We start from the raw sequence: 19674 nt of genomic DNA, 5'->3' as shown, positions 1-19674 counted from the left end.
GACCTCCGCATGGGATTCGGTTCGCCACCCATTCATGTCCTCGGATCCTCGCCCCTGGCCGCGCAGGTGGCGGCGGGGATGCGGGCCGGCGGGCGTCCGGTTCGGCTGATGACGGCGGAGACGCTCGACCCCGGCCGTGCGCGCCTCCTGATCCTCGCGGACCCGCCCGACGCGCCGGCTCTCCTCAAGGATCTGTGCGAGCGCGCGCGTGGACGGCGGCGTTTCTGGGGCGGCACGGCGCGCTGGATCCTGATGCACCAGGGCGACGCGCCTCCCGCGCTGCCGCCCCTCGATCTCGCCGACCGGGTGCGGATCGAGACCTTTGCCATCGAGCGCCGCGCCGCGCGTGCTCTGCTCGCCCGCTGGCCGCTGCACGCCGGCATGGACCCGCTGTTCGGGCAGCCCTCGCATCTGCTGATCGCTGGATCCGCCTCGCCCGCCGCCGCCTTCCTGACCCAGGCGCTGCGGCTGATGGCCTACGGGGAGCGGCGACCCATGGTCACGCTCCTCGCCGAGGATCCCGAGCGGCTGGCCGCGCGTCTCGCGACCGACTATCCCCAGGCCGGCCAGATCGCCGATCTGCGTCTCGCCGCGCTTGGGACATCGCCGCCTCTCGCCGGTCTGCCGCCGGTGACGCTGGCGCTGGTTTGCGTGGCGGATCCGGGGGCCGATGGGCTCGACCTCGCCCGCGCGCTCGGCCGGGCCATCGCCGGGACGCAGGGGGTCTCTCCGCCGATCCTGCTGGAGACGGGGCTGTGCGAGCCCAGGGGCGAGGTCGGGGACTGGGACGGCCAGATCGTCCCGGTCTCCCATGTGCGACTGGCCTGCCGGCCCGAGGTGTTGCTCGATGGCGTTGGCGACGCGGTCGCGCGCGGCATCCACGACCACTATCGCGACACCATCGCCGCGCAGGGGCGCGATCCGGAACTGGAGCCGGCCGGCCGGCCCTGGGCGCGTCTGGACGAATCCTACCGCCAGGCCAACCGCTACCAGGCGGATCATCTCTGGGCGAAGCTGGCGGTCACGGATTGTCGGGCGGTCGCCGAGGAGATGGTGGAGTCCTTCGCCTTCACGCCCCTGGAGGTGGAGCGCCTGGCCGCGATCGAGCACCAGCGCTGGGCCGCCGATCGCTATCTGGACGGCTGGATCCAGGCCCCAACGCGCGACAACCGGCTCAAGCATCATCCTCAGCTCATCCCCTACGCGGACCTGTCCGAGCCCATGAAGGATCTCGACCGCTTCGCCGTGCGCGGTGTCCCGAGCCTGCTGGCGCGCTCGGGGTTGGGCCTGGTGCGGAGGCTGATCGTCGGACTCTCGGAGACCGATCCAGACCAGTTCCAGGGGGCCGCCGCCGCGTCCCGGATGCGTTCGATCCTGGAGCGTCTGGTCTCCCGCTATCCGGATCGCGCGCTCATCCTGGCCACCAGCCTGCGGCATCCGGAGGCGCGGCGCTTCGCGCGGTTGTCGCTGGATGTGGCGGACGCCGGTCTCTTCTGGCTCCTGCCGGGCCGGCTCGACGCCTTGCTGGAGTCCCTGCCGGATCGCGCGGCGCGGAGCGATCTGCTGGCGCTCGGGGCCAGGGCCGAGCGTCGCGTCTGTCTGGGCGGCGAGGCCGAACTGGAGCGCTGGATCGCCGATCGCGCCGAGATCGCCCTGGTGCTTGGTGAACCGCGCCCGGCGGGGCGGCCCGCCAAGCAGGTGGTGCTGTCCTCCGCCGGACAGCCGCCCGAGTGGAGCTTCGAGTATTGAGTCGCCCCATGGAACGAGATCCGCGTCCGCCCATCCAGGGTCGGACCCTTCCGAGCGGACCCTTCGAGGGTCCGTCCGGGTGGATCGCGGGGATCGGTTTCGGCTGGCTGGTTCTGCTGCGTTGCCTCGGGCTCTATCTACGGATCCTGGTCGGCGCTTCCCGGCTGGATCTGCCCGCCTTCGCGGCCGCCCTGCGTCAGGCGGGTCTCTCGATCCTGCCGGCCATCACCCTGGTGAGCCTGGCGCTGGGTCTCATTCTCGGACGTCAGACCCAGGGCATCCTGGACCAGATCGATCTGCCCGGCCTGGTCCTGCTCTCGCTGGTCTCCACGGCGGTGATGGAGGTGGTGCCGATCCTGGTCGGGATCCTGGTCGCCGGTCGCGCGGGCGTGGCCCTGGCGGTCCGGCAGGCGACCCTGGCGGTGAGCGGCGAACTGGACGGCCTGCTGGTGAGCGGCATCGACCCGGTTCGTTTCACGCTCGGCCCGGTGCTGCTCGCCATGCTGCTGATGAGCTTCGCCTTCACGGTCTGGGGAACCCTGACCACCCTGGTCGCGGCCGCCCTCTGGCTGTGGCTGATGGCGAATCTGCCGCCCGCGCTCTTCCTGGACGCGCTGGGACACGCCCTCGCCCCGACCGATCTGCTGGAGGCGCTGTCGAAGCCGCTGCTGTTCGCGGTGCTGATCGCACTCATCGCGACGGTCAACGGCATGGCGGCGGGGCGCGATCCCGAGGGGATCTCGCGGGCGGCGACCGGCACCATGATCGGCGCGGTCGCGGGCATCCTGCTCGCCGATCTCGCGGTCATTCTGCTGGTCCGGGGCCAATGATCGGCCCGGCCGAGACTCAGCCGACCGCCGAGGCGCTCAGGCTCGAGCGTGTCTATCAGCATGTCAACGGGCGGATGGCCTTGAACGACATCCATCTGGATCTGGCCCAGGGCGACTGGCTGCTGATCGTCGGACCCAACGGGGCCGGTAAGAGTCTCCTGGTGCGTCTGCTGCTCGGGTTGGACGCCCCCTCGGCTGGGAGGATCCAGGTGCTGGGCCAGGATCTCGGGCGACTGGATGGAGCGGGCCTGGGGCCTTGGCGGCGTCAGGTGGGCGCCGTGCTCCAGGGCGGCTCGCTGCTCGCGAGCGCCAGCGTTCTGGAGAACCTGCTCCTGCCGCTGCGGGAGCGTCCCATGAGTCGCGCCGACATGGCGCGCGCCGCGCGATTGGTGATGACCTTGCTGAAGCTGGACGGACTGGAAAACCATCGACCACGCGCCCTCTCGCTCGGACAGCGGCGACAGGTCGAGCTGGCGCGCGCCCTGGTTCACCAGCCGCGTCTGCTGGTCTGGGATGGTTTCTCCGATGGTCTAGATCCAGCCGCCATCCGTGAAATCCTGGATGTGCTGGGCGGGCTGCGCGAGCATCGCGGACTCACCCTGGTCGCCACGGACAACCGGGCCGAGATCCTGGCGAGCGCCAGGCATCGGGTGGTCGTTCTCGACCGGGGGCGAGCCCTGTTCGACGGCGATCCCGAGGACCTCAAGGTCGAGACTCAAGCGCGCCTGGATCTTCGCGCCGCCCTTGGGGTGATGGCATGAGCCGCGATGAGGATCGCTCCTGGGGGCGTCTTGATCGTCTCTATTCGCCACCTGAAATCGGCGGACCTGGCAAGCGGCATGGACGCGCGCAACGCCGCGATCTGCTGTTCGCCGGTCTCTTCGTGCTGCTCATGGCCCTGGTGGCGCTGGCGGCGCTGACCCTCTCGACGCCCGGTCTGTTCGGACGCGCCTACCGCCTGGACGCCTATTTCCTGGACGCCAAGGGGCTCGATGCCGGTATCCAGGTCGTTCAGGACGGCTATGTCATCGGTTTGGTCGAGCGGGTCGCGCCCATCTTCCCGGGGCGGGATCCAGCCGCCGGGCCTTGTCCGCGCCCGCCCGCCGGTGCGCCGCCGCGTCACCCGGACCGGCCCTGCTTTAGGGCCAGCCTGCGTCTCAAGTCGGCCTGGCCGGTGCCGCGCGACAGCCTGGCGCAACTGGGGTCCGCGGGTCTCTTGCAGGGCGAGGTGATCAAGATCCACCCTGGTCTGGCCTCCGAGCGGCTCGGCCCAGGCGAGCGGATCCAGTCGCTCGAGCGCGAGCTGGATCCCTTGGCCCAGCTCGGCGGCCTCACCGAGATGCTCAAGTCGCTCATCAAGGAGACCATCACTCCGACGCTGGTGAGTCTGCGCGATCAGATCAAGACCATCGAGACCCTGATCGGGACCAGTGGCGAGCAGTCCGGGAACCGCGAGCGCTTGGCCGGGACCTTCGAGAATCTGCGTCTGCTTTCCGAACGTCTGAACGAGTCGGTCGACCCGAAGGCGATCGCCGCCATCCTGGGATCGGTCAAGACGATGTCGGACAATCTGGCGCGCATGACGGCCGAGCTGAGTGGTAGCACCCAGGACATCGAGCGGGCCGTGACCCAGTATGGCGAGTTGGCGGTCGACATCCGCGGCCTGGTCCGGGAAAACCGGCCCGCGCTCCAGCGGACCATGGACGATACCCGCTTGCTGCTCCAGGAACTCTCGGCCGCGCTGACGCCGATCCTGACCAACATCGAGGACGCGACCCGCGATCTCTCGGCGCTGTCGAGCGAACTGCGCCAGAACCCGACGACCATCCTCAAGCCGCGCGCCGTCGAGGAGCGGACGCCCTGGTTCCAATGAGCACGGACTCCAATGAGTAGATCCCCATTCAAGCGCGATCCGAGGCCGTTCCTGGCGCTGAGCCTGCTGCTGAGCCTGATGCTTGGTGGATGCGGCACCGCGCCTCCCGTGCCGCGCGATCGCTATTACACGCTGGATCCGGACTTCCAGACGTCGGCCGGCGGACCGCCGCTGGCGGCCAGCCTGCTGGTCAACGACCTGGCGGCGCGCGGCTTTCTCGGTGGACGCCAGATCCTCTACCGCACCCAGGAGCGGCCGCTCGCGGTGGATCGCTACCAGGTCTATCTGTGGGACGAACCCTTGCCGCGCGCCATGGCGAGCGTCCTGGCCAGGGCCATTCGCGAGGCGGGTCTTTTCACTCAGGTGATCATTCCGGCGGATCGGGCCAGGGCGGATTTCCTGCTCGGCGGCGAGTTGATCCGTTTCGAGCACCGGCCCACGGATCGGCCCCCAGTGGTCGCGGCGACCCTGAGTCTGTCGCTGGTGAAGGCGGATGACCGCCGCTCGCTCTGGACCCGCCAGTACAGCGCGACCGAGCCGCTGGCCGCCAACCGGCCGGACGCCATGGCCGAAGCCTTCAATCGGTTGGCCGCCCGTTTGGCCGCCGAGGTCTTGAGCGACCTGCGGACGTCGAGGCCGCTATTGCAAACCCCGGCTCAGTCGGGTGCGGGAACCTGAGCCGCCGCCGCGTTCGCCCCCGACTCCAGTACGCGCTGAAGTCGGCGCGCCTCCACGAGCGGGACCAGACGGGCGCGCTCCCGGCCCCAGGTCGGGATCAGCTCCGGGTCCGCGTCCTGGTTCCAGAGCCGCCACAGCAGGGCGGCATTCCCCCAGTAACCCACGCCGATGGAGCGCCCGTTCGGGGTGAAACGGGCCTGGGTCGCCGCGCCCAGATCGGCCCGCAGGACGAGGTAGGCCGAGAGTGGTTGCGATAGCGCCCGGTCCGGGCGCTTCCAGATCCGCGCCGAGCCGTCGCGCGAGGCAGTCAGGATCCAGCGGCTGTCCGGACTGAAACTCGCGGAGACGACGCGATTGCCGTGCCCCGTCAGCTCCGCGAGCCGCCGCCCGTCGAGCGACCAGACATGGGCCGCGGCCTCGAAGGAGGCGGTCACCAACGCCTGCCCATCGGGGGCGAATTGGACGTCGTAGAGGCTTCCGGCCTTCCCGTCCAGATAGCGCGGCTCGCCGCAGCCCGCCGCGTCGATCCGAACGAGCGAGGCCCGTCCGTCCCGACTGGCGGCGGCGAGCCAGCGCCCATCCGGCGCGAACCGCACCGCGACGATGCTCGCGCGATGCGCCTTGAGGTTGCAGTGCAAGACCCAGTCCCCGTCGGGCGCGCGCCGCATCAGCCGCAGCGATCCATCGTTCGCCCCCATGGCGAGCAGCCGTTCGGTCTCCGCGCCCTGACCCAGGGCCAAGGCGCGAACCGCGACGCCGATCTCGCCGAAGGCCTCGGGTCGCGGCAGGGCGGCGCAGGTGGCGGGATCCCAGAAGCGGACCGGCTGGCGGCTATCGCTGGAGGCCGTGACCAGCTCGCGCTCGTCCGGCGCGAACAGGAGGTCGTAGAGGGTCGGGCAGTCCGTGCCGCCATCCGTCGCGCAGACCTCGGACTCGGGACCGACCCGGATCCGACAGTCCGTCTCGGCGGCCAGATCCCAGATCCTGGCGACGCTGTCCGCGCCGGCGCTCGCGAGCCAACGGGCCGAGGGCGAGAACTCGACCTGCCGTACCCGCCCTTCATGCGCGTCGAAGGCGCGACGTCTGACCGGGGGCTCGGACTCGGCTCCGCCCGCCTGAACCCAAAGCTCCACCTGGCCGTCATCGGAGGCGGTCGCCATCAGCAGATCCCGCGAGCCATCCTGGCTCGCCGGCGACTCGGCCATGGCGAGGTGACGGACGTGATCCTCCTGGGGCAGCGCGAAGGCCGGCAGGCTGCGCGGCTCCACCGTCCAGAGTCGCGCGCCGCCTTCGCGCGAGGCGGTGGTCATGACACGCCGCCCGTCACGGCTGAAACGGGCGTCGTTCAGGTTGGTCTCGTGACTGAGGACGGCCAGCTCCTTGCCTGTCTCCAGGCTCCAGAGATGCGCCGTGCGGTCCTGGGAGACGCTGAGAACCAGGTGCTCGGCGAGGAAGGGGTCCGGCTCGTACGCGATGCGGATCAGGTCGACGCCCAGGTCGTGGTGGCCGAGCACCTCGGCGGTTTGGGTGCGCAGATCCCAGCGCACCAGTTGCCCGGCGCCATCCCCGGCGACCAGGAAATGACCGTCCGGCGAGAAGGCGAGGGCGCGTACCGCGGATTGATGGATCCTCAGCACCCGCTGGCCGCGCCGCATGACGCCGAGTTCGGCCAGTTGCCGTCCCTTCGGGTCGAAGAGCCGCACCCGCTCATCCAGGGTCGCGACGGCGATGCGCTGGCCGTCGGGGCTGAAGATGGCGAGGCTCGCGGGGCGTCCGAGCGAGCCCTCGCGCGGCAGGCGCAGTCGCTGTTCGCCGTCGCGGCTGTCCAGGACGCGCGCCACGCCATCGCGCGAGGCCGTGACCAGCCGCCGACCGTCGGGCGAGAAGGCGAGGCCGCGGATCGCCGCCGGCGTTTCCGGCTGGCTCCAGAGCGGCGCGCCCGGTCGCGTCGGATCCAGGAGACAGAGCGACGAGGTCTCTGAAGTCTTCCGTTGCGCGATGGCCAGGAATTGGCCGGTCGGGTCCAGTACATGGATGGCGCCATCGTCATCCCCCAGGCCGCAGGGCCAGTCGGGCGGGCGATCCGCGTTCGCCGGCAGTCTCCAGGCACCCTGCGGTCCCAGTCCTATGATGGTTTGTTCCCCCTCCCGACCGATGTACTCGATGCGCTGGATCGGAAATCCGGGTGGGGTCAGGGGTTCCTGCAAGAGAAAGTGGTCCTGGCTCAAGCGCCAGCGTTGGGCGCCGGTCTCCGCGCCGAGGCGGATCAGCTCGTTGCCGTCCTCGCGGAAGGTCAGCGCCTGGGTGTCGCCCTGGCCCTGGAGCATGGCGAGCAGCCGATTGCTCGCGATGGCCTGGGTCAGGGTGTTGGTCGCCGCGTCGGGCAGGTCGCGGCCGGCCTCCCAGGCCAGCCGCAGCGCCTTGGGGGTGTTGCCCCGGGCGATGGCGACCTGGGCCTCCTGGAGCCGGGCGTTCTGGAGATTGAGGTTGGCCTCGCGGGAGGCGTCCATCAGGGCGCCGAGGGCAATCCCGGCGAAGATCAGGATCACCGCCAGGCCGGCGCCGATGGCGGTGCGGTTGCGTCGTCGCTGGAGCCGGAGCCGCGACCAGGAGGCTTCCAGGAAGCTCTGTTCCAGGGGCTCCAGTTCGCTGGGATGCGCCTCGGCGAAGCGCCGCGCCGCCGCGAAGCCGGACTCGCCGAGCAGATGCTCGCGATTGCCGTCGGTGCGCTTCCAGAGACGCGCCTGGCGCGAGATCTGGTGGCGCAGGATGAGTTCGGCGCGGTTGCTCGGGTCGGCGAGCCAGGTCCCGATCGGCTCCCATTGCTCGATCAGGGCGGGATGGATGAAATAGGCGACCGCTCGCTGATCCCGCCAGCCGGGGGGCGGCTCCTCGTCTTCGGGCGGCGCGCGATCCGGCTCGGCGAGTAGGGTCGCGAGCGCGCTCTCGGCGCGTCCGCGCGCTCGGCGCGCGCGCCACTCCTCGCGGATCTGGCCGATGAGGCGTCTCGGCGCGTCCCAGGGATCCTGGCCGGCGGGTGGGCCTTGGATGCGCCCGGCGACCTCCGGTATGGACGCGGCGACCACCAGCCGCGCCTCGATCAGGGCCTGAAGCAGGTCCGCGCCTCCGGGATCGCGTCTCAGGGTCGCGAGGTCGCCTTCCCGCTCGGTCGCGCGCGCGCGAGCGCCCTCCAAGGCGACGAGGGCGCGGCAGAGCCTGGGCAGGGCCTGGCGGACAGCCGGATCCAGACTCGACCAGAGGGCGCGGGCGCGCCGCGGCAGCGAGCCGCTCAGTCCACCGAGGCTCTGGTAGTCGGCCAGGGTTAGTTTGAGGCCGCTCGCGCCCAGGTCCGGTTCGGCGCGCGCCAGTGCTTGCCGGTAGAGGTCCTCCAGGGTCTGCTCCAGCAGGGGCGGCCAGTGGATCGCGCGGCTCGCCTCCGACTCCAGCGCCTCGACCAGGCCGAGCGCCGCTGCGGCGCTCCGCTCCTCGAACTCGATCCCGGCGACCCGCGCGGGGATCTCCATCACCTGCCGGATCCGCGCCGGGGCGGGCGGTTCAAGCCGATACCAGCTCGGCGCCTCAAGTCGCGCCGCCAGCTCCGGAAGCTGTTCGAGCGCGACGAGGCGGTCGTCGCGCAGGGTGGCGATGACCCAGATTCCGTCGCGCTCGGCGAGCGCGACCAGCGCCGTGGCGAAGGCTCGGGTCGTCTCGGAGAGCGGTCGCGAGGGGTCGAGGAGCGCATCGAGCGGATCCAGGAGCAGGGCCAGTCGCAGCCGTCCCTCGGCCTCGGCCGCCGCGCCCCGGAGGTCGCGCGCCGTTTGCTCCAGGGCGGCCTGGATCTGTCCGGCCGCGACCTTGGGCGCGCTGGCCAGCAGTCCCCGCAGGCGACCGGCGTCCAGTCCGAGTGCGCTCAAGGCCCCGCCCAGCAGGCCGGGGGCGGCGAGCGCGCCGGCGAGCGTCTGGAGCGGGTCGTCGCGATCGGGTTCGATCAGGCTCCAGCGGCAGCCGGCCACCCCGGCGAACCGATAGGGCCGCGCCAGATGGGGCAGGATTCCGGCGCGCAGCAGCGAGGACTTGCCGACCCCGCTCGGCCCCGTCAGCAACAGCAGGCCCTGGCCCGGGACACTCAGGGCGTCGAGCCGGGCGATCAGCTCGCGGGTCTCGGTCTCGCGTCCGGTGAAGACCCGCTCGTCGCCGCTGTCGAAGGGGCGCTGGGCGCGGAAGGGCGAGCCCTGCCAGTCCGCGAGCCCGCCGGCGAAGCGGCGCTCGGCGCTGATGCGTCGGTTGAGGAGCTTGCGCAGTTGGGTCTCGACCAGGTCGCGGAAGACCGTGTCGCTGCCGAATTGACGGAAGGCGCGGCGAAAGCTGCCGTCCGGATTGAAGAAATGGCGTCGGAAGAAGCCTTCGAGCCGATCCCGATCCGCGACCGCGCGCCGGATGACCTCGGCATCGTTGATATCGACCAGACGCGGCGAGGTCTTCTGGTAGACCAGGACCTCGGGGCTGCCGTGCCGCGCCGAGGCCTCCACCGCGTCCACGAACTCCCATTCGGTGCCCGTCATGCCACCGTAGGGATCGTCGGCGAGCGGGGTGCCGAGCCGGGTCCAGAGCATCACCAGCACGATCTCGCACTCGGCGGGACGCAGGAGACCGGCCTGGAAGCTCTGGGCGGCGGTCAGCGCCTCCTCTTCCCAGAGCACCGCCTGAACCTTGAAATAAGGCCGGTACTCCTGGGCCAGGGACGCGATCATGTCCTTGACGAGCGCGCGCTCGTGCTCCAGATCGGAGGGCGAGGAGACGAAGATGCGAACCTGGTGTTCGGTCATGGCTGGAAAGCGCTCCGGAGTCGGTCGCCGGGGCGGATCCGCGCCCCGAGCCACGATGGCGCGATCCGGTTCACATCCCGGATCGACACAAGAATCAAGCGGCAGGTTACAATGAAACGGGTTGAATTCGGAGCGGGACGTCGCGCACTTGGAGCTCATGTGGTCCAGCCCGCTCCGCTCCAGCCCGCGCGATGGTCGGGCGTACTCGCCGACCTCATTATGAGCGGAGTAATCTGTCATGGTCCAACACGAGACCGCCGATGCCGAGCATTTCGAGCAGGTCATTGTGCAGTCGGTCCGACGGATCCTGGCCGCGCCGGACGCGGCGCTGTATCTGGGCTGGGCGCGGGAATACATCCCGGACGCGCTGGGCTTGTCGGAGTCCTATCTGGATCCGGTCGAGGTCGCCCGGCTGACGACCCTGCTCGCGACCCTGATCTGGAACGCGACCCCGCTCCCCTCCAACGCCTTCCAGCCGCTCCCCATCGCCGCGCCCTCGCCCGATTCGCCCTGCTCCTGCGGTTCGGGGCTGCGCCATGGCCTCTGTTGCGGCAACCTCGACGACATGCCGGAGCTGTCGAGCGATCTGGTCTGGGAGATCCTGCTCGACGAACTGCCGGAGCGCGTCCTGCGCGAGGCGCTCGACCGCAAGGCCGTTCCCGGGCCGCTGCTGGCCAAGATCGCCGATCGCTGGCTGGACGAGGACCGGCCCGGCCGCGTCGTCGCGCTTCTGGAGCCGATCTTCGCCAACTCCCTGGAGGCGTTGGACGCGCGCTACGAACCGGCCCTGGACATCCTCTGCGATGCCTACGATCGTCTCGATCATTGGCGCAAGAAGCTCGCCTTCCTCGACCGGATCTGTGCGGAAGGCAGTCGTGCGATGCGGGCGGCGGCCTGGCAGCGGCGCAGCACCATCCACATCGACGAAGGCGATTACGTCCAGGCCGAGACGGCCTTTACCGCCGCCCTGCGCAGCGATCCGGACAATCCGAGCATCGCCCTGCTGGAAATCACCCTGCTGGCGGCCCAGCATAAGGACTGGCTCGCGCGTGAACGGGCGCGTTTCTGGCGGCACAAGTTCCGGCGGCTGGGATTCGGCGAGGAGAGCTTCATGGATTTCCTGGAGCGGGCCGTCGTGGATCCGCAAGAGGCCATGGTGAACAGCCATGCCGACGCCCTGGATCCGCTCCTGGTGGATCTCCACGATTGGATCGCGCTCATCGGCGCCCGACCCTTGCCCGACTATGGGCTCGTCGGCCTCCGCGGCCAAGGCGGGCCGCGGGTTCTGGCCGGTCAGCTCGATCTCTTCGAGGGAACGGGTGGAGCGAGCCGGCAATCGCACGTCGCGGCGGGAGCGCTCGACATCCCGACCGCCGGGCCGTCGGCCCGCGGCGGCATCCCCGTCGAGCTAAGTCCGCCGGTGTCGGTCGGACAATCCGAGTCCATCTGGCGATCGCTCTATCCGGCCGCCAAGCCTTATTCGACCCATCTGGCCCTGAGCGAGGGGGCCGATGCCTGGTCCGAGCCTGAATGGCTGGAGTATCTGCTCGGCCATCCCGAGTTGGCCGATAGCCTCGACGTGCTCGATGATCTGGTCACCGCGCTCTACGAACATCCGGAAAGCGCCCTGCCCTGGATCGCGCATGCCCTGCTCAGGCCCTTGCTCGACCGGGCCTGGTCGATCCTGGCGCGGGCGCTCCCCCCGGAGGACGGGCGCCATATTCCCTGGTCCGCCACCCCCAATCGCCCCGCGCTGCGCCTGCTCTTTCGGCGTTATCTACGCCAGATTCAGGAGGGCCAGCCCGAGGACGCGGTTCGGACCCTGGAGACCCTGCTGCGTCTCAACCCCCAGGACAACCATGGCGCGCGCGCGGAACTGATGAACCATTATCTGCGTGACGGCGAGGACGAGCGGGCCCTGGCCCTGGCGCACCGCTTTCCGGACGACCTGCTGGCCGATCTGGCCTATGGCGAGGTGCTCGCGCTCTACCGGCTTGGCCGCGAGGACCGGGCGCATTCGGTTCTCAAGACGGCGATTCGGCGCTTGCCGGGCATCCCGCGTTACCTGACACGCAAACGGATCAAACAACCGCGTCTGAGTCCGCTCGGCGTCACGCCTGGCGGCGAGGATCAGGCCTGGCTGTATCGGGAGGCCATGCTCGACGTCTGGGCGTCCGAGCCTGGCATCCTGGCCTGGTTGAAGCGCTGCACGGTCTGAAATCGCTCCACCGAATAGAGGAGACATCACCATGGATGCACGCTATCGAATCCTGTACTCCGGACATCTGATGCCCGGCCAGGAGACGACCGACGTCGTGGATCGCCTGGCCAGGAAGTTCCGCATGAGGGAGGACACGGCGCGCGAGCTGGTGTTGAACGGCAGCGGACGGGTTCTCAAGCAGAGCTTGACCGCCGAGGAGGCGGAACGTTACCGCGCGGCCCTCACGGCCGCCGGAATGATGATCAGCATCGAGCCCCAGGACATCGCCTCCACGCAAGCGGAATCCGAGCTGAGTGCCTATCCGATTCCTCCGGCGGCGCCAGCCGGCGCCGGCGCTCACGCGCGATCGACCGCGGTCAAGGCGAAACCGCGCGCGACGTCCGATGGCACCTGGTCGCGCTGTCCCAAGTGCGGCGCCAAGGAGGTCTCGGATCTCACCGGTGTCTGCCAGGTGTGCGGCGTGGTGGTGGAGCGCTATTTGGCTTCCCACGGCCAGGGTGGCGGCGAGACCCCGACCAAGGGCAACCCCTACGCCCCGCCCCAAGCGGACCTCACGCCGCCCTCGCTCGACACCGGGGCGGACGCGTTCAATCTTCCCCGGCCGGTTGCCGCGGGTCGTGGCTGGGCCTGGATCCTCGAAGCCTGGGAACTGTTCAAGCAGGCGCCGGGGACCTGGATCGGCGCCTTGCTGATCTTCTATCTGATCATCATCGTGATCAGCCTGGTTCCCATCCTCGGTGGTCTGGCGACCAGCCTCCTGGGTCCGATGCTCAGCGCCGGCCTCATGATGGGCGCGCATTCCCAATACCGGGGCGAGGGTTTCGCCGTCAGTCAGCTCTTCGCGGGACTGTCTCGAAAGCCTGGGCCACTGGCCCTGGTGGGGGTCGTCTACCTCGTCTTCGCGGTGTTGATCGGCCTGGTGATCGGCGGGCTCTTCTTGGCCGTGCTGGGTAGCTCCGGATTCATGATGAGCGACTCGATGATGAGCCAGCCGGGTTTGGACGCCATGGCCATGGGGCCGGTGTTCGTCTTGCCGGTGCTGTTCGCGCTCCTGCTCGGCATGCCCCTGGCGATGGCCATGGTGTTCGCTCCCGCGCTCGTCGCCCTGGACGATGTCCCGGTCATGCGCGCCTTCAAGCTCAGCTTCATGGGTTGCCTGAAGAACATCCTGCCCTTCCTGGTCTTCGGTCTCGTCGCCCTGGTCATGGTGGTGGTGGGCGCCTTGCCCTTCTTCCTGGGATGGCTCCTGGTCCTGCCGATCCTGACCATCTCCATCTACGCCGCCTATCGGGACATCTATTACCGCTGATACCGCTGAGGAGCCGCAGCACTCGACCAGTGCCGTCAATGGTTCGCTCTTCCTCGAAGGCGCGAGACCAGCCAGCGCAGGGGCGCGGTGATCCGCCAGGAGGTCGAGCGATGGATGGCCTCGATTTCCTGGCGCTGGGCCTGGAGCCGGGTCGTCAGCCGCTGGATTTCCTCGGCTTTCGCCTCCGGGGCGGGTGGAACCCGGAGCGACTGGGCCAGGTCCTTCAAGGATGTCCGGGGCGAGGGGCGCATGGCGTCCAGCGGACTCTCGCGCAAGGACTGGTTGGTCAGCAATCGATAGCCCTCCGCCGCCCGGATGCTGGAGGCCAGGGTATAGGTCCGAAACGTATCGAGGGCGGCGACATGCCGGTCGTAGTCCTGCCGCGCCAGTTGGCTCGTGAAACAGGCCATGGCGGACTGCTTGCGCCCTTGCAGATCCGTGATATCGAGCAATCGGTTGGGAGGCAGCGGAACCCCGACCTCGTACATGGCCAGTCGGATAGGGCGCGGGACGCGCCGCGCGGCCTCCGCCGCCGCGAGCGCCAGAATCAGGTGATCCGGGTGGATCTCCCACCAGGAAGGCGCATAGACCAGTTCCGCCGCCTGTTCCTCGATCGTCTCCAGGATTCGTCCGATCAGTCCCTCGCCGTACTCAAGACCCCGGTCCGGCCATCCCCAGAAGACCGGTTCGCCATAGCCGAGCACGGCGGCGGCGCATCGGGACTCCCGCTGGCGTTCGCGGGCCAGGTCGCCCTTGTCGGCCTCGCGGCCAAAGGCGCCATCCGTGACGATGACCACCCGCACTGGGTCTCCCGCCTCGATATGCCGCATAATCGCCCCCCCACAGCCAAACACCTCGTCATCGGGGTGCGGGGCCAGGACCAGCGCGGATCCTTTTTCCACGAGTGATTTTTCGGCGTGATAGGGGACGAATTCGTGTTCCGAAACGCTCATTTCAATCAGGTGCCGTCTTGATCAATTATTCGATTTCCTGGTCATCCAAGCCGCCGTCGCCTGCCTCGACGCCTGGCGATCCGCTGGTCGAGGGGATCGCCGCGCATCGCCGAGGTGAGATCGAGCCGGCCATCGAGGCTTATGTTCGCGCCCTGCGGGCTCGGCCGGATCGGGTCGTCGCATCTTATAACCTGGGTGTCGCCCTGATCGACTCGGGGATGGGACTGGCCTCGCTGCCGTTTCTCGGGCGGGCGGTGAGGCAGTGGCCGACATCCGAGGTGCTTCGCGCGGCCCTCTTGCATGCCTGGCTTCGCGCCGGTCGCTGGATGGAGGCCGAGCCTCTCGTGGCCGAGGGCGAGCGCGCGGGGGTGTCGGCCGATACCCTGGCGCGATGGCGAGCCTGGATCGCCGCCCAAGCCGCGGGTCGCGAGCCGGGGCCAGGCGATGGTTTTCTCTCGCCAGCCGTGGCGGATGCGTCGCATGAGCCACCGGACAGCCCCCTGGCGATGCCCAAGGGATCGGCCGTCCATGAACGACTCCAGGAACCCTTTGCCCGCGCGCTGAGGGACTACCAGTCGGGACGAATCGAGACCTTGCTCGCCGATTTGGATGGCTGGCTCGCGGAACAGCCATCCTGGGGCGAAGGGCATCACCTGCGTGGCCTGGGCTGGATGGCCCTGAAACGCTTCGACCAGGCTGGCGATGCATTGGCGCGTGCCTGCGAACTCATCCCCGGTCGCGCCGAGCTTTGGGATCACCTGGGTGTGGTTCGCGCGAGACTTGGCGATGTCGAGGGCGTGCGCAAGACCTTCGAGCAGTCCCTGATGTTGAATCCCCTCCGGGCGGAGACCTGGAACAACGCCGCCGACGCGGCCTTGACCCAGGATCATCTCGAAGGCGCCTTTCAGTATGCGCTTCAGGCGGTGAGGCTCGCCCCCGACCTGACGTCAGCGAACTACTGTCTGTTACAGGCCGCCTACAAACTGGCCGAGGATGGGCCGGCCGGCGGGATCTCCGCCGAGGCTCGGTTCCCCCTGCTCGATTTCGCCGCGAAGGTTGTCAAGGAGCGCGCCACGAGTCCCGAGCGCGCCATCTCGGTCGCCCCCCTGCTGGCCGACATTGGTCGGTTCGAGGATGCGGTGGAGGTGCTTGGGAACAGCTTCGAGCGTTTCGGCAACCAGCCGGCCAGCTTGCTCGGCGATCTGGTGCGCAACCAACTCCATGTGTGCGACTGGCACCACTTGGCCGAACGCCAGACGGCGCTCCTCGATCTGATCCGCCGTGCCGACCGGCCGGTCGTCAAACCCTTCACGGCGATAGCGCTGACCGGCCTGGAGGCGTCCGATCTGCGGCGGGTGGCTCGCCTGCAAGCGAGCGAATACGCTCCATGGTCGGCCCGCGCCGATGAACTTCAGGCCCGCGCTTCCAAACCGGCGGACGCGCGATTGCGGATCGGCTATCTGTCCGACGATTTCCAGGAGCACGCCACGGCGTACCTGACGGCCTCGCTGTTCGAGCGCCATGATCGCGACCGGTTCGAGGTCTTCGCCTATTCCAGCGGACATGACGACGGCGGGCCGATGCGCGGGCGTCTTCGGGCGGCCTTCGAGCACTTCGTCGATATCCGCCCGATGGGTCCGCTTGAGGCGGCGCGCCGCATCCGCGAGGATGGGATCGATATCCTCGTCGACCTCAAGGGCTACACCAAGAACGCCCGCATCGAGATCCTGGCGCTGCGTCCCAGCCCCATTCAGGTAACGTGGCTGGGATTTCCGGGGGGGCTGGGTGCCGCATTCATCGATTACCTGATCGCCGATCCGATCGTGCTTCCGCCCGACCAGACCGCCCATTACGACGAAGCCATCGCCTATCTGCCCGATGCCTATGCCCCCGTGGATGAACGTCGTCGGGTCGCGGAGACACCGACCCGCGCGGCGGTCGGGCTGCCGGATACCGGATTCGTGTTTTGCTGTTTCAACGATCCCTACAAGATTACCCCGGATGTCTTCGATCGCTGGTGTCGCCTGCTCCAGGCCGTTCCGGATTCGGTTCTGTGGCTCTATGCGCGAACGGCCGCCGTGAGAGCTAATCTTGCGCGGGCGGCGGCGGATCGAGGCGTCTCGGAGGATCGGCTGATTTTCGCCGACCGACGGCCCCAAGCCGAACACCTGGCGCGGATTGCTCTGGCCGATCTCTTTCTCGATACACTTCCCGTAAACGCGCACACCACGGCATCGGACGCGCTCTGGATGGGGGTGCCCCTGGTGACCTGCCTCGGAGAGACGTTCCAGTCCCGCGTGGCCGCGAGCCTGCTATCCGCGGTGGGAGTCCGGGAGCTGATCGCCGCGAATCTCGATGAGTATCAAGCGCTGGCGCTTGAATTGGCGACCCATCCCGCGCGGCTCGCGGACCTGAAGGCGCGCCTGATCGAGGCTCGCGATCGGGCTCCATTCTTTGACGGCGAGCGTTTCGCGCGCAATCTCGAAGCGCTCTACCGGCGTATCTGGGAGCGGCATATGGATGGGTTGGAACCCTGTCGGCTTGAGCCGATTCAAGCCGGCGCGGGATGCATGGGGGGAGACTGAACGATGAGCGAACGCCGGAGGCGCGGGGCGGAATCGCTTGACGGATGTGATGCCGAACACGGATGACGAACGAAAAAGATCTTGCGGGATCGCTTCGCCTCGCTGGATAATTTGTAAATGGATCAATATGAACTGCGTGTCGCCGGGGCCAATGACGAAGCGGCGCTTCTTGAGTTGTTCGCCGCCGTGTTCGGGGAGACCAGGACCGCCGAGGAGTGGCACTGGAAATACGGGGCCAGCCGGACGCTCGCCGCTCGCTACGCGCCCGCCGATTCTCTCGTCGCCGTGGATGGGCGCGGCGACATCGTCGGTCATGCGGGCGCGCTGACCTTGCCTGGATGCTTCCAGGGCTCGCCGATTCCTTTCGTTCAGGTCTGCGATGTGATGGTGCACCCAAGGCACCGAGGTGGCCTGGGCCGAAACAATCTGTTCACCCTTATGTTGCGCGATCTCCTGTCGCGTATCGCGGAACGGCTTCCGACGGCCTTTCGCTATGGTTTTCCGGGTCGCCGTCCGTACCTGATCGGCGAGAGATCGGGCGTCTATGCATCCATGGAGATGGCTGTCGAGTCGCTCCTCTCAGGCCCCCGGAGCTTCGCGAATCCCTGGCGTGTCGGGCCGCTGTCCTGGGATGACGTTCGGATCGATTCGATCTGGGACCGTTCGCGCGACCAGTGTCGCCTGAGCCTGATCCGCGACCGTGCCTATCTCCGGTGGCGCTATGCCGAGAATCCCAGCCATCGTTATCGACTCCACGGGCTGACACGTCTTGGCCGGCTCGGCGGTTGGGCCGTCTGCTCCGAGGGCGGAGCGGGGCCGAGCGTCGTCGACTTTCTGGTGCCCAGGGCTTCCGCGGCGCGAGCGCTTGGCGCGCTGGCGGCGGATCCCCAGGTCGCTTTCGATCGGAAGGCGTTGCGAGTCTGGCTTCCTCGGGATTACCGCTCGGGGATAGGCTCGCCGGGACTGGAAACGCCGGTCGTGGTGGCCAACATGCGCTGGGCCAGCGCCATCGACACTGAGATGGCCGCGAATCTTCTGTACTATACGATGGGCGACGTGGATATCCACTGAGCCGATGCGCCCCGAGCGATCGCGACAGTGGCCGGATCAGCGGCCGGTGACTTCGATCTGGCTGGAAAGAGTCGATTTATCGAGTGCGGTGCTAGCGAGAAGACCGAAAAGAGCCTGGCCAGAGACATTTCCGTCAAATGTTGTCAATATGCAACATGTCGCGGCAAGGGTCTTGAAAAGTCGGCTAAAGCAGCGCTTTCGCGGGCTTTTTCCGGTGTGTCCCGGCCCGATTTGCTTATGGAAGCGTCGCTAAATCGATGGATGTGGGTTGACAACAACAATTTGTGGTGTAGACTCCTGATCGAGCCGCGAGCCAGCGTGGCATGCGTTTCGGATGGGCGGCGCTCCCGCTAACTCCATCATCGAGTATCCCGCGAGATCCGGAATACTCAAAAATTTGATCAGTTTGTAACGTGTGAATCACAGGAGAACTCCAGCGATGTTCGCAAAAAACACACTCGCATCCGCGGTCGCGGCAGCCATCGGCGTTTCGGCGGTTGGTATTGCGCAGGCCGACAGCGTCTTCTTTCCCTATGCCGCTCTGAGCACGACCGTCACCACGATCGTCAGCGTCATCAACACAACCAGTAATAATTACGACCAATCCGGTATCGCAAGTACAACAGCCAACCTTCTGCACTATCGCTTTTATTATAAGTCTGGTGCGGCGGCTGATGATCTGCTCGCCCCGTGCGAGGAGTACGACGAGTACCTGCCTACCAGTAAGAACGATATCCAGACGATTGATCTTGGTGGCGTCTTCGGGGCTGAAACCGCAGGCGTGCTCTTCAACGACCCAAGCATCAACAACAAGTGGGTGGCGTCCGGTCGGGACTACGCGCTTGGCCGCAGCGTACTGCCAGCTCGTGGCTATCTCTTCGTCGACAACAGCGATGGCGTGGCTCCGGTAGCTGACAGTGGGCAAACTCTGGCTGGTGAGGCGTTCATTTTTGAATTCGGAAGTGGTGCGGCTTGGGGTTATCAAGCGCATGACTCGAACGATCAGAACTACATCACCAAAGCCTCCGAAAGTCCGTCGAATGTCGCCATCATGCCTTTCACCGAGGTGACGACCGCGTTTTTCGTGACGCCTGTGGATGGCGAGCAGGCCCCTGACTTCCAGAATAATTATCGCGCGCGCGTTGAGTTCGTGACCTCCAGTCGTGGGGATATGTTCGACCGTGATGAGAATCTGATTTCCGGCACGCTTCCTCAGGATGTGGTTTGTGTCGCTCGTGTTAACGCGGCGGATATGTTGAGTGATGGCACCTTGGCGCGCCTCGGTGACGGTGGCTGGGCTAAGGTCCATAACTATCGAGTCGTGCCTAACGCGACCGCTACGGCTTGGGTTCCCGCTGTATTCGACGCAACCAACAGTGCGGTTCCATCTGCTAGCGCGATTAGGAGCGACTGGGATGACGGCGCCGTGGTGATCAAGCTTGAGTACAACGCTGGCGCGACCATCAATGGCGAGGCCGTCGGTGGCACCTACAACAACGCCATCATGTTCGCTCCTGAGTGATTGATGCGTTTGCTCTTTGAGCAATTTCCGCATCGGATGTGATACTTTGGCTTCCTA

At 67.7% G+C, this 19674-nt stretch carries 12 protein-coding genes; 10 read left to right on the top strand and 2 right to left on the bottom strand.

What is annotated here, in order from left to right:
• Positions 1-9: 9 nt before the first annotated feature.
• The 5 genes from CKO27_RS14835 to CKO27_RS14815 are packed head-to-tail and all read left to right on the top strand — an operon-like array spanning position 10 to position 5130.
• Positions 10-1749 (top strand): RyR domain-containing protein, encoded by a 1740-nt coding sequence (locus CKO27_RS14835; protein WP_200375684.1) that lies wholly within the window; start codon positions 10-12, stop codon positions 1747-1749.
• A gap of 8 nt (positions 1750-1757) precedes the next feature.
• A complete protein-coding gene (locus CKO27_RS14830) occupies positions 1758-2579 on the top strand; it encodes an MlaE family ABC transporter permease (protein WP_200375683.1) in 822 nt (273 codons plus the stop codon).
• Complete coding sequence (locus CKO27_RS14825; protein WP_200375682.1) at positions 2576-3340, top strand: ATP-binding cassette domain-containing protein; 765 nt, start codon at positions 2576-2578, stop codon at positions 3338-3340. Before CKO27_RS14830 ends, CKO27_RS14825 begins: the two co-directional genes overlap by 4 nt.
• Positions 3337-4452, top strand: coding sequence for an MlaD family protein (locus tag CKO27_RS14820; protein WP_200375681.1), 1116 nt, complete (start codon positions 3337-3339; stop codon positions 4450-4452). The genes CKO27_RS14825 and CKO27_RS14820 overlap by 4 nt, the downstream gene beginning before the upstream one ends.
• 12 nt (positions 4453-4464) lie before the next feature.
• On the top strand, positions 4465-5130 hold the full coding sequence (locus CKO27_RS14815; RefSeq protein ID WP_200375680.1) for an ABC-type transport auxiliary lipoprotein family protein: 666 nt from the start codon (positions 4465-4467) through the stop codon (positions 5128-5130).
• Here CKO27_RS14815 and CKO27_RS14810 read toward each other — a convergent pair.
• Complete coding sequence (locus CKO27_RS14810) at positions 5109-9956, bottom strand: nSTAND1 domain-containing NTPase (RefSeq protein WP_200375679.1); 4848 nt, start codon at positions 9954-9956, stop codon at positions 5109-5111. The two genes, CKO27_RS14815 and CKO27_RS14810, sit on opposite strands and share 22 nt — an antisense overlap.
• A gap of 238 nt (positions 9957-10194) precedes the next feature.
• Between CKO27_RS14810 and CKO27_RS14805 the strand changes: the two genes are divergently transcribed.
• Entirely contained in the window at positions 10195-12174 is a 1980-nt protein-coding gene (locus CKO27_RS14805; RefSeq protein ID WP_200375678.1) for a tetratricopeptide repeat protein, read from the top strand.
• A gap of 31 nt (positions 12175-12205) precedes the next feature.
• Positions 12206-13486, top strand: coding sequence for a BPSS1780 family membrane protein (locus tag CKO27_RS14800; protein WP_200375677.1), 1281 nt, complete (start codon positions 12206-12208; stop codon positions 13484-13486).
• A 35-nt stretch (positions 13487-13521) separates the two neighbouring features.
• Here CKO27_RS14800 and CKO27_RS14795 read toward each other — a convergent pair whose 3' ends face one another.
• Positions 13522-14388, bottom strand: coding sequence for a PIG-L family deacetylase (locus tag CKO27_RS14795; RefSeq protein WP_200375676.1), 867 nt, complete (start codon positions 14386-14388; stop codon positions 13522-13524).
• A gap of 68 nt (positions 14389-14456) precedes the next feature.
• Between CKO27_RS14795 and CKO27_RS14790 the strand changes: the two genes are divergently transcribed.
• From CKO27_RS14790 to CKO27_RS14780, 3 genes are all read left to right on the top strand, one after another.
• Complete coding sequence (locus CKO27_RS14790) at positions 14457-17024, top strand: O-linked N-acetylglucosamine transferase, SPINDLY family protein (RefSeq protein WP_200375675.1); 2568 nt, start codon at positions 14457-14459, stop codon at positions 17022-17024.
• A 117-nt stretch (positions 17025-17141) separates the two neighbouring features.
• On the top strand, positions 17142-18095 hold the full coding sequence (locus CKO27_RS14785) for a GNAT family N-acetyltransferase (RefSeq protein WP_200375674.1): 954 nt from the start codon (positions 17142-17144) through the stop codon (positions 18093-18095).
• A gap of 439 nt (positions 18096-18534) precedes the next feature.
• A complete protein-coding gene (locus CKO27_RS14780; protein WP_200375673.1) occupies positions 18535-19617 on the top strand; it encodes a hypothetical protein in 1083 nt (360 codons plus the stop codon).
• Positions 19618-19674 lie beyond the last annotated feature (57 nt).

It is taken from the genome of Thiocystis violacea (assembly GCF_016583575.1).
Taxonomy (GTDB): domain Bacteria; phylum Pseudomonadota; class Gammaproteobacteria; order Chromatiales; family Chromatiaceae; genus Thiocystis; species Thiocystis violacea.
The sequence above is the reverse complement of the archived record's forward strand: the minus strand, read 5'-3'. Positions and strand labels throughout refer to the sequence as shown.

Coding starts and splice junctions, on each gene's coding strand:
- CKO27_RS14835 (WP_200375684.1), top strand. CDS start 10: ATGGGATTCGGTTCGCCACCCATTCATGTCCTCGGATCCTCGCCCCTG.
- CKO27_RS14830 (WP_200375683.1), top strand. CDS start 1,758: ATGGAACGAGATCCGCGTCCGCCCATCCAGGGTCGGACCCTTCCGAGC.
- CKO27_RS14825 (WP_200375682.1), top strand. CDS start 2,576: ATGATCGGCCCGGCCGAGACTCAGCCGACCGCCGAGGCGCTCAGGCTC.
- CKO27_RS14820 (WP_200375681.1), top strand. CDS start 3,337: ATGAGCCGCGATGAGGATCGCTCCTGGGGGCGTCTTGATCGTCTCTAT.
- CKO27_RS14815 (WP_200375680.1), top strand. CDS start 4,465: ATGAGTAGATCCCCATTCAAGCGCGATCCGAGGCCGTTCCTGGCGCTG.
- CKO27_RS14810 (WP_200375679.1), bottom strand. CDS start 9,956: ATGACCGAACACCAGGTTCGCATCTTCGTCTCCTCGCCCTCCGATCTG.
- CKO27_RS14805 (WP_200375678.1), top strand. CDS start 10,195: ATGGTCCAACACGAGACCGCCGATGCCGAGCATTTCGAGCAGGTCATT.
- CKO27_RS14800 (WP_200375677.1), top strand. CDS start 12,206: ATGGATGCACGCTATCGAATCCTGTACTCCGGACATCTGATGCCCGGC.
- CKO27_RS14785 (WP_200375674.1), top strand. CDS start 17,142: ATGGATCAATATGAACTGCGTGTCGCCGGGGCCAATGACGAAGCGGCG.
- CKO27_RS14780 (WP_200375673.1), top strand. CDS start 18,535: ATGTTCGCAAAAAACACACTCGCATCCGCGGTCGCGGCAGCCATCGGC.